13 protein-coding genes are annotated in these 13,083 nt (G+C 69.3%); 10 read left to right on the top strand and 3 right to left on the bottom strand.

Going from position 1 to position 13,083, the window contains the following annotated elements; translation table 11 throughout:
• Window positions 1-76: 76 nt before the first annotated feature.
• Window positions 77-739 carry a response regulator transcription factor gene (locus tag E3O46_RS09790; RefSeq protein WP_134559035.1) on the top strand — a complete coding sequence of 221 codons (663 nt, stop codon included), beginning with the start codon at window positions 77-79 and terminating at the stop codon, window positions 737-739.
• Between the two features lie 120 nt (window positions 740-859).
• Here the strand turns inward: E3O46_RS09790 and E3O46_RS09785 are convergent, their stop codons facing one another.
• Together E3O46_RS09785 and E3O46_RS09780 are read right to left on the bottom strand one after the other, a co-directional pair.
• A complete protein-coding gene (locus E3O46_RS09785; RefSeq protein ID WP_134449950.1) occupies window positions 860-1,666 on the bottom strand; it encodes a Bax inhibitor-1/YccA family protein in 807 nt (268 codons plus the stop codon).
• Between the two features lie 77 nt (window positions 1,667-1,743).
• Window positions 1,744-2,319: a hypothetical protein gene (locus E3O46_RS09780; RefSeq protein ID WP_134561624.1), complete on the bottom strand. Its 576-nt coding sequence runs from the start codon at window positions 2,317-2,319 to the stop codon at window positions 1,744-1,746.
• Between the two features lie 36 nt (window positions 2,320-2,355).
• On the opposite strand from E3O46_RS09780, the gene E3O46_RS09775 reads away from it, so the two are divergent.
• From E3O46_RS09775 to E3O46_RS09730, 9 genes are all read left to right on the top strand, one after another.
• Window positions 2,356-3,384: a glycerophosphodiester phosphodiesterase family protein gene (locus E3O46_RS09775; protein WP_134449952.1), complete on the top strand. Its 1,029-nt coding sequence runs from the start codon at window positions 2,356-2,358 to the stop codon at window positions 3,382-3,384.
• A 114-nt stretch (window positions 3,385-3,498) separates the two neighbouring features.
• Window positions 3,499-5,979, top strand: coding sequence for an ATP-dependent helicase (locus E3O46_RS09770; RefSeq protein WP_134561709.1), 2,481 nt, complete (start codon window positions 3,499-3,501; stop codon window positions 5,977-5,979).
• Window positions 5,979-7,031, top strand: coding sequence for an FUSC family protein (locus E3O46_RS09765; protein WP_241975339.1), 1,053 nt, complete (start codon window positions 5,979-5,981; stop codon window positions 7,029-7,031). Before E3O46_RS09770 ends, E3O46_RS09765 begins: the two co-directional genes overlap by 1 nt.
• Window positions 7,032-7,111: 80 nt before the next feature.
• A complete protein-coding gene (locus E3O46_RS09760) occupies window positions 7,112-8,551 on the top strand; it encodes a ferredoxin reductase family protein (RefSeq protein WP_241987383.1) in 1,440 nt (479 codons plus the stop codon).
• Window positions 8,548-9,084, top strand: a complete 537-nt coding sequence (locus E3O46_RS18560; protein ID WP_198413633.1) for an FMN-binding protein — start codon at window positions 8,548-8,550, stop codon at window positions 9,082-9,084. The genes E3O46_RS09760 and E3O46_RS18560 overlap by 4 nt, the downstream gene beginning before the upstream one ends.
• A 125-nt stretch (window positions 9,085-9,209) precedes the next feature.
• Window positions 9,210-10,613, top strand: a complete 1,404-nt coding sequence (locus E3O46_RS09745; protein WP_241975337.1) for a ferredoxin reductase family protein — start codon at window positions 9,210-9,212, stop codon at window positions 10,611-10,613.
• Window positions 10,610-11,182: an FMN-binding protein gene (locus E3O46_RS09740; RefSeq protein ID WP_241975336.1), complete on the top strand. Its 573-nt coding sequence runs from the start codon at window positions 10,610-10,612 to the stop codon at window positions 11,180-11,182. Before E3O46_RS09745 ends, E3O46_RS09740 begins: the two co-directional genes overlap by 4 nt.
• 39 nt (window positions 11,183-11,221) lie before the next feature.
• Entirely contained in the window at window positions 11,222-12,034 is an 813-nt protein-coding gene (locus E3O46_RS09735) for an FAD:protein FMN transferase (protein WP_241984992.1), read from the top strand.
• A gap of 164 nt (window positions 12,035-12,198) precedes the next feature.
• A complete protein-coding gene (locus tag E3O46_RS09730; protein WP_134559029.1) occupies window positions 12,199-12,477 on the top strand; it encodes a hypothetical protein in 279 nt (92 codons plus the stop codon).
• A 96-nt stretch (window positions 12,478-12,573) separates the two neighbouring features.
• Here the strand turns inward: E3O46_RS09730 and E3O46_RS09725 are convergent, their stop codons facing one another.
• Entirely contained in the window at window positions 12,574-13,053 is a 480-nt protein-coding gene (locus tag E3O46_RS09725; RefSeq protein WP_134449956.1) for a MarR family winged helix-turn-helix transcriptional regulator, read from the bottom strand.
• Window positions 13,054-13,083 lie beyond the last annotated feature (30 nt).

The following is a 13,083-nucleotide window of genomic DNA, read 5'->3' as shown; positions in this document are numbered from 1 at the left end:
TAGAGTCCATACGCGACCTTCCACTTCACAACTGCCGTGATCGCGGGCAGTCGTCCGACGTCGGGAGGGGGCAGGGATGAGCTTCGACACCACCCAGCCCGCACTTCCCGCACCGGTGAAGGGGCAGGGCTCGCAGATCCGGGTGTTGCTCGTCGAGGATCACGTCCTCCTGCGCACGGCGCTCCAGGCCGTCTTCTCGCTCGAAGCCGACATCGAGGTCGTTGCCGCGATCGGCGACGGCGCCGAGGTCCTCTCGACGGTGCGCCGGACCGCTCCCGATGTCGTCGTCCTCGACATCCACCTGCCGACGATCGACGGCCTGGGGCTGTTGCCGCTGATCCAGGCCGCCGACCCGCGGGTGAAGGTGCTGCTGCTCGCGAGCCATCCGCGCCCCGGTGACGTCCGCCGCGCCATCCAGGGCGGCGTGGACGGCTTCCAGCACACGGACCTCGCCTCAGAGCGCCTGATCGCGGTCATCCGGAAGATCCGGGCCGGCGAACGCGTGGTCGACCCGCAGCTCGCGATCAACGCGATGATGCACGGAGAATCACCGCTCACCGCGCGGGAGACCGAGGTCCTTTTCCTCGCGGCGGGGGGACGGAGTGCCCCAGAGGTCGCACGCGCCCTGCACCTGAGCCCTGGGGCCGTCCGGAACTACCTCTCGGCGGCATCCGCCAAGCTCGGGGCGAGCAACCGGTCAGAGGCGATCCGCATTGCGACAGACAAGGGCTGGATCTGAGCCGGCCTCCGGCTCTGCGACCCCTGCCTTAACGACGTGAAGTCGGAGATCTTCCTGACGAAAATCTCCGACTTCACAGTGTGTGCGGCGATGTCCTGCTCTCGCCAGGGTGCGAGCGAGCTAGTTTCGCGAGATCGCGAAGAGGCGGAGCAGCTCGACGTAGAGCCAGACGACAGTCACCATGATGCCGAACGCGCCGGACCAGCCGTACTTGCGGGCGACCCGGTTGTTGACGCCACGCTGGATGAAGTCGAAGTCGAGCACGAGGGAGTACGCGGCCATGAGCACCGCGAGGATTCCGATCGCGACGCCGAGCGGGATGCCGAAGATCTTCACGTTGCTGCTGAGGCCGAACGGGCTGTCGACGGCGCCGAAGGCGACGAGGCCGAAGTTGAGCATCGAGAACACGAAGTAGCCGACCATCGCGATCAGGAAGACCTTGGTCGCGCGCTTCGAGGCGCGGATCTTGCCGCTTGCGAACAAGGCGAGGGTCACACCGACGACCACGAGGGTCGCGAGCACGGCCTGGACGACGACGCCAGGGTAGATGGCCTCGAAGATGTACGAGATACCGCCGACGAAGAGGCCTTCCGCTGCGGCGTACGCGAGGATCAGGCCCGGTGACGGCTCCTTCTTGAAGGCGTTGACCAGGCCGAGCACGAGGCCGGCGATCATGCCGAGGAACGGCAGGAACGGCATCGTGGGAGTGAGCAGCCAGCTGGCCGCTGCTGCGACGAGCAGAAGGGCGAAGCTCAGCGTGGTCTTCACGATGGTGTCTTCGTAGGTCATCCGGCCGGTGTCCTGCGAGCCTGCGGACGGCGCTTCGTAGATGCGCTGCAGGTCAGCTTCGGTCAGGCCGTTCGCTGCCGCGGATCCTTGTGCGGCAAAGGCGGGATTGCGCGAGAATGCGGGGTTTGAGGATGCCATGTTCCTAAGATCTCAATCAGCTCGGGTATTGTCAACGCCGGGGATCCGGCACTACGCCGGTGGGCGTTTCTGAGAGTCTATTCAGCCCTGCTGGGCGTCTGCCTTGTAGATCCTGAGGGGTCGTCCCCGGTGTCGCCTGTTCCGGCCGTTTCGCCGGCCGGCGGCGGATTGAGCCGCGCCCAGCGTCGCCGTGCGAGAGCGCGGGCGACCCACGCCGCGGCGATCACGGTCACCGAACCGGCCACGTCTCCGACCCAGTTCTGCGACGAGTTGTGCAGCGACAGCTTGAGGGCGAAGCTCACGACGACGGGGGCGAGCAGCACGAGGTAGCTGATCCCCGGCCGGTGCCGCACGAACAGCCAGCACGCGAGGAGTACGGCGAACGCGCCGGTGAAATCGGGGCCGGCCAGGAGCGTGAGCGCGGCGATTTCCGCGGGGAGGATCACCAGCAGTCGCCGCCAGAGGGCCCCGGGCAGCGCGAGCCAGCCGAGCAGCTGCACGGCGGGCCCGATGGCGAGGAAGAAGAGACTGTAGGTGCTCGTGAGGTTCGTCGCGGCAACGCCGAGGGCGATGGCAGAGACTCCGAGCGTGAGGCGGGCGCGATACACCGCCGGCGAGTGGCGCCGGGTGTCGGGTTCCCTCCAGAGTGTCATGGCTTCGAGTCTGCCAGCAGCGCGTATGGTCAGGGAATGCAACCGATCGTGATCGGTCACCGCGGGGCGAGCGGTTACCGGCCGGAGCACACCCGCGGCGCCTATGAGCTCGCGGTTGCCCTCGGTGCGGACGCGGTCGAACCCGACGTCGTCGTCACCCGCGACGGCGTGCTCATCGTGCGTCACGAGAACGAGATCTCCGCGACGACGGATGTTGCGGCCCATCCCGAATTCGCCGCTCGCCGCACCCGGAAGGTCATTGACGGCATCCGCATGACGGGCTGGTTCACCGAGGACTTCACCTGGGCCGAGCTGCGCACCCTGCGAGCTCGCGAACGGCTGCCGGCACTCCGCAAGGCCAGTGCGTCCTTCGACGGCCGATTCCCGCTGCTGCGGTTGCGCGACGTGTTCAAGCTCATGGACCGGGTGTCCAGCCGGGCGAGGCGCCCGGTCGGCGTCGTCGCCGAGATCAAGCACGCGAGCTATTTCGAGTCGATCGGCCTCCCTGTCGACGAACTCTTCGCCGCCGAGGTGAACACCGCCGGCTGGAACGCCGGCGACGGGCGGCTCACGATCGAGAGTTTCGAACGCACCCTGCTCGACCAGGTCTACGCACGCGGCATCTATGGGAAGCGGATCTTCCTGCTCGAGGCGACGGGGAAACCGGCCGACCAGGTGCGCCTGCTCGGCCGCTCGGCCCCCGACTACGCGGACTACCTGACCGACCAGGGCCTCTACGGGCTGAGCGGTCTCGTCGACGGCGTCAGCGTGCCGAAGTCGCTCGTCCTCGAGATCGGGGCGGACGGACACGTCACGGGAGCTTCCGATCTCGTCGACGCCGCCCACGCCGCCAACCTCGAGATCTACTGCTGGACGCTGCGCCCGGAGAACGTGTTCCTTGCGAAGACCTTCCAGCGCGGGCGGTTCCGCGCCGACTTCGGCGACTGGCAGACCGAGTTCCGCACCATCATGGGCACCGGGATCGACGGGGTCTTCGCCGACCACCCCGACCTCGCCGTGGCGGTCCGTGACGAACTCGCCGCAGAGGCCCGCGAAGACCGCTGACCCGGGCGGCCGCCGGTCGACGTGCCTCCGGTCGACGTGCTGCCGGCAACGCCGGCATGCGGCCGGGTGCCCCTGCCGGTGTCAGGGGCACCGCTTAGACTTGGAGGCGAGATGATGACGCCCTTCGACCCGGACAACACCCCCGCACGCACTTCTTCGGCAACGCCGATAATCCTGGACGGCTATGGCGACGGCTACGGCCCCGGCCGCCCCGATGGCGAGCCCGGCCAGCGGCAGAGTCCCCTGCTCGACGGGCTCAACCCGCAGCAGCTCGAAGCCGTCGAGTACCGCGGGCCGTCCCTCCTCATCATCGCGGGTGCGGGCAGTGGCAAGACGAGCGTGCTGACCCGCCGCATCGCGAGCCTGCTCGAGACCCGGGAGGCCTACCCGAGCCAGATCCTCGCGATCACCTTCACGAACAAGGCCGCCGCCGAGATGCGCGAGCGGGTCAAGGTCCTCCTCGGCGAGGGTTCAGAGGGCATGTGGATCTCGACCTTCCACTCCTCCTGCGTCCGCATCCTGCGTCGCGAGGCAGAGAGCGCCGGCCTCTCCTCGAGCTTCAGCATCTACGACTCCGCGGACACCAAGGTCACCCTCAAGCGCATCATCAAGTCGCTCGACGCCGACACGTACGGATTCACGCCCGGCAACGCCGCCGCGAAGATCTCCAAGCTCAAGAACGAGCTCGCCGACGTCGATTCCTACGCCCGCAACGCCAACCTCAGTGACCCGCAGGAGGTCATGTTCATCGAGATCTTCCGCCAGTACACGCAGCGCCTGCGTGCGGCGAACGCCCTCGACTTCGACGACCTGATCGGCGAGACGGTCTACCTGTTCCGCGCCTTCCCCCGCGTCGCCGCAACCTACCGGCGGCGCTTCCGGCATATCCTCGTCGACGAATACCAGGACACCAACCACGCCCAGTACTCGCTCGTACGCGAACTCACGCTACCCGTCACCGCAGAGCTCGCCGACGAACTCGAGGCGACCGGCGTGCACGTGCGCAACCTGCGCGAGCCGACTGGCGGCATCCCCGGTGCCTCCCTCACCGTCGTCGGCGACTCCGACCAGTCCATCTACGCCTTCCGCGGCGCCGACACCCGCAACATCAGCGAATTCGAACGGGACTTCCCCGGCACGAAGGTCATCCTGCTCGAGCAGAACTACCGCTCGACCCAGAACATCCTCTCGGCGGCGAACGCCGTGATCGGCCACAACTTCGACCGCAAAGACAAGAAGCTGTGGAGCGCGGGCGGCGACGGCGAGAAGATCGTCGGCTACACCGCGTACAACGGTCACGACGAGGCCCAGTTCGTCGCGGACGAGATCGAGACGCTGCACGGGGCCGGCATGGCGTACCGGGACATGGCCGTGTTCTACCGCACCAACGCCCAGACCAGGGCGCTCGAGGAGATCTTCGTCCGCGCCGCCGTGCCGTACCGGGTCGTCGGCGGCACCAAGTTCTACGAGCGTGCCGAGATCAAGGACGCGCTCGCCTACCTGATCGCGGTCGCCAACCCCGACGACGAGCTCGCCCTGCGGCGCATCCTGAACACCCCCAAGCGCGGCATCGGCCCCGCAACGGAGACCGGGCTCGGCAGCTTCGCCGAGGCCAACCAGATCAGCTTCCGCGAGGCGATGCGCGATTCCGCGTCCCTCGGACTCGGCCAGAAGGTCACCGGCGCGATCCTGCAGCTGGCCGGCGTGCTCGACGAGGCCGCCCTCAAGATCGACCCGGCGTATCCCGGCGGGCCGGTGAACGTCTCCGAGCTGCTGACCTTCGTGCTCGAGGGCAGCGGGCTGCTCACGGTGCTGCGCAACAGCCGCGACCCCCAGGACGAAGCGCGGGCGGAGAACATCGAGGAACTCGTCGCCCAGACGAAGGACTTCAACCGGGAGAACCCCGACGCCGGCCTCGTCGACTTCCTCACCCAGGTCTCGCTCGTCGCGGCAGCGGACGACCTCGACGACGCCTCGGGCACCGTCTCCCTGATGACACTGCACACCGCGAAGGGCCTCGAGTACGAAGCCGTGTTCCTGACCGGGGTCGAGGAGGGGCTGCTGCCCCACCAGATGTCGGCGAACGAGCCGGGCGGCCCCGCCGAGGAACGCCGCCTGTTCTACGTGGGCATCACCCGGGCCCGGCAGCGCCTCTACCTCTCGCTCGCGATGACCCGCGCCCAGTTCGGCGAGATCAACGTGGCCATGCCGAGCCGTTACCTCCAGGAGATCCCGGCCGCGCTGATCGACTGGAAGCAGTCGCCCGGCATGGCCAACTCCCGGAACGGCACCCAGTCGCGTGCGCTCAATCGCAGGGACGGCTTCGGCGGCGGCTTCAACTCCACCCGCAGCGGTTTCAGCGAGCTGCCGCCCGCCCCGAAACCGAAGACCGAGTGGGCGAACGCCGTCACCCAGGTCCGCGACAACGGCGACCTCGAGCTCGCGGCCGGCGACCGGATCCGGCACTCGAGCTTCGGCGACGGGCGCGTCAACCAGGTCACCGGCGAGGGCACCAAGCGGGTCGCACACGTCCAGTTCGATACGGCGGGCGCAAAGAAGCTCCTGATCAAGATCGCGCCGATCGAGAAGATCTAGTGTCGGAGGGACTCCTCGAACGGGTGCGTTCGCTGCGCGCGCTCGACATCGAAGTGGCCGTGCGAGCGAGCCTCGCGATGGCACTCCCACTGGTGCTCCTCGTGGTCTGGGGGCGCCTCGACTGGACCGCCTACGCGTCCTTCGGTGCGATGACGGCGCTCTACGGCCGCAACGAGCCCTACCGGCTCCGTGCCCGCACCATCAGCATCGGCGGGGGATTCCTGCTCGTGAGCATCACCCTCGCGCTCATCGTGGCCATCGCCGGTGCGAGCCTTCCCCTCCTGACCGCCGGCCTGCTGTTCGTCGTGGCCGCCGGCATCCTGATCGCCGCGACCGCCGGGCTCGTGCCCGGCACCCCGCTGTTCTTCGTGTTCGCGTTCGCGGTCTGCGCCCAGGTGCCGACGCCCGCGGCGGAATTCGGACCGCGGCTGCTCGTGGCGGTGTGCGGTGCGGTCTTCGCCTGGTTGCTGACGATGTCCGGCTGGACGCTCCGGCGGCTCTCGGGGGACCGGTCTGCCGTGCTGTTCAAAGGTCTGCCGCGGCGGCCGCGCCTCTGGCCGCGGGCCGTCACCGATCCGCAGGTCTGGCTGGCGATCCTGCAGAACGTCGTGGGCGTGCTCATCGCCGGCGGTCTGGCGATCGCCGCCGGAATCGGGCACCCCTACTGGGCCGTTGTCGCCGTCGTCGCCGTGCTGCCGCCGCCCCGGGCGGCCCACTCGATCTCCCGGGCCGTGCACCGCGTGGTCGGGACCGCACTGGGCGTGGTCGTGACTGGCCTCGTGCTGTTGCCTGGGCCATCCGTCGCGTGGCTCGTGGTCGTGATCGCGGTCAGCCAGTTCGGCGCCGAGATCCTGGTCGGCAAGCACTACGGCGCCGCGCTGCTCTTCATCACCCCGCTCGCCCTCTCCGTCGTGCACCTCAGTAGTCCCGTTCCGGTGCCCGCCCTGCTCGTCGACCGCATCGTCGAGACCGCACTCGGGGCGGCGGTCGCGATCCTGCTCGTGCTGCTCTTCCGGTTCGGCTCCGGAAAGCGGACCGGCGCAGCAGCATAGGCGGCAGGTGAGGCGGATTTCATAGCCGGCACATAGGCTTCCGAAAGGCTCCCCATCGGAAGCGGCCCGATGCTCGGAACATGAGCCTCGACACCAGACCCCTGCGCCTCCAGCAGCGTCTCCCCGAGACGACGCACACCCGCCGTCAGCCCGCCCCACGCGTCAACCCGAACTACCCGAGACGGATGCGCCTCGCCGACACCCTGCAGGTGCTCTGCATCGTCTCGGTCGCGCTCGCCGTCGCCCTCTTCCTCGGCTCCGGTGGGGCCGCCCGCTTCGGCACCCCCGCGGACGCCCTCACCTCGATCGGCATCGTCACCGGCCTCGTCGGCACCGACCTGCTGCTCGTGATGACACTGCTCGCCGCCCGGCTGCCCGCGATCGACCGCGCCTTCGGCCACGACAGCGCCATGGCGCTGCACCAGTCCCTCGGCAAGCCGGCCCTCTACCTGATCCTCGCCCACGCGGTCTTCCTCATCATCGGGTACGCCCTCTCCAGCGAGGTCAACGTGTTCGCCGAAACGTGGAACATGCTCACCCAGATGCCGGACATGCTCCTGGCCTTCATCGCGCTCGGGCTGCTCGTGCTCGTGGTCGTCACGTCGCTCGTCATCGTGCGCCACAAGCTGCCATACGAGGTCTGGCACATCGTGCACCTGCTCTCGTACGTCGCCGTGCTCGCCGCACTGCCGCACATGCTGACCGCCGGTACGGTCCTCGTCGCCGGCTCGCCGCAGTGGTACTACTGGCTCGCCCTCTACGTCGCCGTGGCCGGATCCATCGTGGTCTACCGGGTGGTGCTCCCGATCGTGCGGTCGCTGCGCTCCCGGCTCGTCGTGGCCGGCGTTGATCGTGAGGCGCCCGGTGTCGTGTCGATCCGCCTCACCGGCCGCCGGCTTCACCACCTGCAGGCGACAGCAGGCCAGTTCTTCATCTGGCGGTTCTGGACGCCCGGGCAGTGGTGGCAGGTGCACCCGTTCTCGCTCTCCGCCGCGCCGGCCCACAACTCCCTCCGGGTCACGGTGCGCGCCCTCGGCGACGGTTCGACCGACCTCGCCTCGGTGCCGGTCGGGACCCGGGTGAGCTTCGAAGGCCCGTACGGGTTGTTCACCGACCGGGCCAGGACGAGCCCGCGGATCGTGCTCGTCGCCGCAGGCATCGGCGTCGCCCCGATCCGGGCGCTCCTGGAAACGGCGACATTCGCGCCGGGCCAGGCGACCGTGCTGTTGCGCTCGCACTCCGTCGCGGACAGCTACCTCGTCGACGAGATCGCCGAGCTCTGCCGCGTGCGGGGAGCCGAGTTCCGGATCATCGCGGGCAAGCGTGCGCCCGGAGCCCACAGCTGGCTGCCCGGTGACGCCGTCAACGCGCGGATCTCCCTCAGAACCCTCGTCCCGAATCTCAGCGAATCGGACGTCTACATTTGCGGTCCACGGCGGTGGACCGACGAGGTCGTGCGGGATGCCCGCTCGGCCGGTCTACCCACGCAACAGATCCACTTCGAAAGGTTTGACTGGTGAGAAAACGAGCAGCGGCTGCGGCCGCAACAGCGTCCCTGTCCGTACTGGCAATCGGGTGGCTGGTCGGAACACCGGCCGTCGCCTCCCTGCAGAACACCCTGGGCGGATCCGCGACGGATGCGACGGTGTCTGCCGCCGCATCCGCCCCGGCCGTTTCGACCCCCACAGCCACGGCCACGGCGCCGGCGGTCGCCACCGCGACTCCGACCGCGACCGCGACGGCTACCCCGGCCGCGGCCGCCCCGGCGGCCGGCGTCACCGGAACCTTCACCGGTTCCGTCGTCGCCACCCGGTTCGGGAACATGCAGGTCTCCGTCACGATCGCGGCCGGCACGATCACCGACGTCACGGCGCTCCAGCTGACCGACAAGGATTCCAAGTCGGTCCAGATCAGCAACCGGGCCGCCCCCGTGCTCAAGGCCGAAGTGTTGAAGGCACAGTCCGCCGCGGTGGCGAATGTGAGCGGCGCGACCTACACGACCCAGGGGTACCTCACCTCGTTGCAGGCGGCGCTCGACGCTGCCGGGTTCTAGCCGAGGGCATCCGTTTCGCCGGGCAGAGGGGAACCTGTGAACTCGTGCAGCGCACATTGGCGACGCACAGGTTCCTCTCAGGTCCTCGATAGAGATTCATTGGATTCGCCGGGGATGCTCACCTTATGAGCCTCGACACGCGCGCACGCCCGCACCAAGCCAGGCCGCGCATCCACCCGAATTACCCGCGGCGGATGCGACTGGCCGACAGCCTGCAAATCCTCGCGGTGGTCTCGGTGGCGCTCGTCGTCGCGGTCTTCCTCGCCGACGGGGGAGCGGCCAGGATCAGCACACCCGCCGACGCCATCACGGCACTCGGAATCGTCACCGGGCTGGTCGGCACCGACCTCCTCCTCGTGATGATGCTGCTCGCCGCGCGGCTGCCCGCGATTGACAGGGCGTTCGGCCACGACAGCGCGATGGCGCTGCACCAATCGCTCGGCAAGCCGGCGCTCTACCTGATCCTCGCCCACGCCGTGCTGCTCACCATCGGGTATGCGCTCGTGCAGCCCGCCGGGTTCTTCGACGAGGTCTGGATCATGTTCTCGTCGCTCCCGGACATGCCGCTGGCCTTCCTCGGGCTGGGCCTGCTCATCGCCGTCGTGGTCACCTCGCTCGTCATCGTGCGGCACAAGTTCCGCTACGAGGTGTGGCACCTCGTGCACCTGCTGTCCTACGTCGCCGTGCTCGTCGCGATTCCGCACCAGCTCAGCGTCGGCACCCTGTTCCGCGAGGGATCGCTGCAGCGCTACTACTGGCTCGCCCTGTATGCGGGCGTTGCCGGGTCCATCATCCTCTTCCGCTTCATCGTGCCGATCGTGCGATCGCTGAGGGCCCGCCTCACCGTGGTCGGAGTCGACCAGGAGGCCCGTGGGGTCGTCTCGATCCGCCTGTCCGGCCGGCAGCTGCGCAGCCTCAGGGCGAAGTCCGGCCAGTTCTTCATCTGGCGGTTCTGGACCCCCGGGTTGTGGTGGCAGGCGCACCCGTTCTCGCTCTCTGCCGCGCCCACCGGCTCGTCCCTCCGCATCACCGTCCGCGGGCTCGGCGACGCGTCTTCCACGCTCCCGCGCGTGCCCGTCGGCACCCGGGTGAGCTTCGAAGGCCCGTACGGGCTCTTCACCGACTTCGCCCGCACCTCGCCGCGGATCGTCCTGATCGCCGCGGGCATCGGAGTCGCCCCGATCCGCTCGCTTCTCGAGACCGCCACGTTCGCACCCGGGCAGGCGACCGTGCTCCTCCGGTCGAGCACCGTCGACGACACCTACCTCGTCGATGAACTCGCCGCCCTCTGCCGCGCCCGTGGCGCCGAACTGCGCATCATCGCCGGCAAGCGCGCCCCGGGAACCAGCAGCTGGCTCCCCGGCGACGCGGTCCAGGCCCGGATCACCCTCGCAACCCTCGTGCCCAAGCTCCGCGAGGCCGATGTCTACATCTGCGGGCCACGCAAGTGGACGGACGAGGTCGTGCGGGACGCCCGGTCGGCAGGCTTGCCGACCCGGCAGATCCACTTCGAAAGGTTCGACTGGTGAGGGCCCGCGCAGTCAGCCTGGCCACCCTGGCGTCCCTGTCCGTGCTCGCAGTCGGGTGGCAGGTCGGCGCCCAGGCGAACGCCTCGATGCAGGCGCTCTCGGCGCCGCAGGCCGCGCCCGCGACGATCCCGGCTCCGAGCGCCGGCCCGGCAACGCCGACGCCGGCCGCCTCAGCACCGGCAGTGTCCGGTCCGGCGACGACGTCTGCCGGTTCAACGACCACGGTGCCGACAGCGGCGGCGCCCGCTCCGGCCGCGCCTGCCCCTGCGGCGCCTGCCCCGGCGGCCCGGCCGACGGGGACCTTCACGGGATCGTCCGTGCAGACCCGGTTCGGCCCCGTCCAGGTCTCCGTCACGATCGCCAACGGCACGATCACCGAGGTCACAGCCCTGCAGCTGACCAACGACGGCGGCCGCTCCGTCGCGATCAGCGCGCAGGCCGCCCCGATCCTCCGCTCCGAGGTGCTCTCCGCCCAGTCCGCGAAGGTCAGCAACGTCAGCGGAGCCACGTACACGACGAGGGGCTACCTCACCTCGCTGCAGGCTGCGCTCGACACGGCCGGGTTCTAGATCGTGCACCCGGCAGGGGGCGCCGCTAGCGTTGGCGTCATGGACGCGCAGACCTTCGAGACCATGGGCACCGTCGTGAGCCTCCGCATCGGCAGCACGGCACGCGGCGGCGCCATGCGTGACGGCGGCCTCGGTGACGGCGGGACCCGCGCCGTCACCGAGGCCGCCGCCCCGGACGCGGCCCTCGCCGCCGTCCGCACGGTCTTCACCCGCTGGGACGAGCGTTTCAGCCTGTACCGGCCCGACTCGGAGATCAGCAGGATCGCGCGGGGGGACATTCGTCTCACCCAGGCGAGCGCCGAGCTACGGGACTGCTACGCGATCGCGCTCGACTGGCGCGACCGCACGGACGGCGTATTCACGCCGCACCGCGCCGACGGCGTGCTCGACCTTTCCGGGGTCGTGAAGAGCCTCGCGATCGCGGAGGCGGGGGAGGCCCTGCGGGGTCTCGGACTCTCGGAGTGGTCGGTCAATGCGGGCGGCGACCTGCTCGTGAGCGGCGACCAGTCACCGGGCCAGGACTGGGTCGCCGGAATCGTCGACCCGGCAAGCCGGCATGAACTCCTGGCCTCCGTGCCGCTCGTCGCCCCGGTGCGGGCCGTCGCGACCTCGGGAAGTGCCGAGCGCGGCGAGCACATCTGGACCAGCGCGGGCGGCGGACCCTCGCCGTACCGGCAAGTCAGCGTGATCGGTCTCGACATCGTGACCGTCGACGTGCTCGCCACCACGATCATCGCGGGCGGCGAGGCGGCACTGGGCCGCAGCATCGAGACCTTCCCGATCGAGGTCCTCGCGGTCCTGCGGGACGGTTCGCTCGTCGCCACAGCCGGGCTTCGCTCCGGCCAGAGCTGAGCCGCCGGAGGGTTCCCGAGGGTTCCGGACGGTTCCGCACCGATTTCCACCGGTTGTGCACAGGGACGACCCGGCCCTTGTCGGTGGCGGGGCGGGAGCGTACCGTTGCTCGCGCGGGGGCACCCAGCGGGGGACGTCCCTCTTCCGACGAGGAGGCAGCCACAATGAGAATTGACCCGGACGGGCTCTGGCCACGGCGAACGGACTCCGGCAGCGACGGTCTCGACGAAGACCGCGACATCGACGACGTCGAGCTCACCCTCGAGGAGGACCTGGTCCCGGAAAACGACCCGGACGATGATCTCGACTGGTCGATCGACGCTGACGACCGCGTCGTCGACCAGGACGACGAGGACGAGGACGACCGCGGTGTCGACGAGCACAGCATCATCGACATCGATGATGCCGAGGAGTTCGACGACGTCGACGACTACGAACGGTAGACCGGGACGCACCGGGGACCGCAGAGCCTGAACCCGCCGTCCAGCCATGCCCGGCTCGGGCATGGCTGGACGGCGGCGGGCTCGGCGCGTGCCGGCTCAGCTCGGGCGGAGCAGGCGGTGGTCCGGGTCGAGGGTGCCGAGCAGGCTGCCGCAGATCTCGGAGAGTTGGCTGACCTGACCGGGCGTCAGGGAATCGAAGACGACCGAGCGCACCTCCTCGACGTGGCCGGGCGCGCTCGCGACGACCTTGGCCCAGCCGGCCTCGGTCAGCTGTGCGATCGAGGTACGGCCGTCGCTCGGCGAGGCGCACCGGGTGAGCAGACCCTGGACTTCGAGCCGGGCGATCACGTGCGACAGGCGGGACAGCGACGAGTTCGTGCGTGCGGCGAGCTCGCTCAGGGCGAGGGAGCGCTCAAAGCTCTCCGAGATCATCGCGAGCACGTAGTACTCGAAGTGGCTCAGCCCGGCATCCCGTTTGAGCTGCGTCTCGAGTCGCCCCGGCAGGAGCATGGTCACGGCCATCAGGCGCAGCCAGGCCTCGCGTTCGTCATCTGTCAGCCAGCGCGGTTCGGTCATGCCGAGAATTCTACCGGTTAACTTGACGGT

The organism is Cryobacterium glucosi, assembly GCF_004402235.1.
Classification (GTDB): domain Bacteria; phylum Actinomycetota; class Actinomycetes; order Actinomycetales; family Microbacteriaceae; genus Cryobacterium; species Cryobacterium glucosi.
The sequence above is the reverse complement of the archived record's forward strand: the minus strand, read 5'-3'. Positions and strand labels throughout refer to the sequence as shown.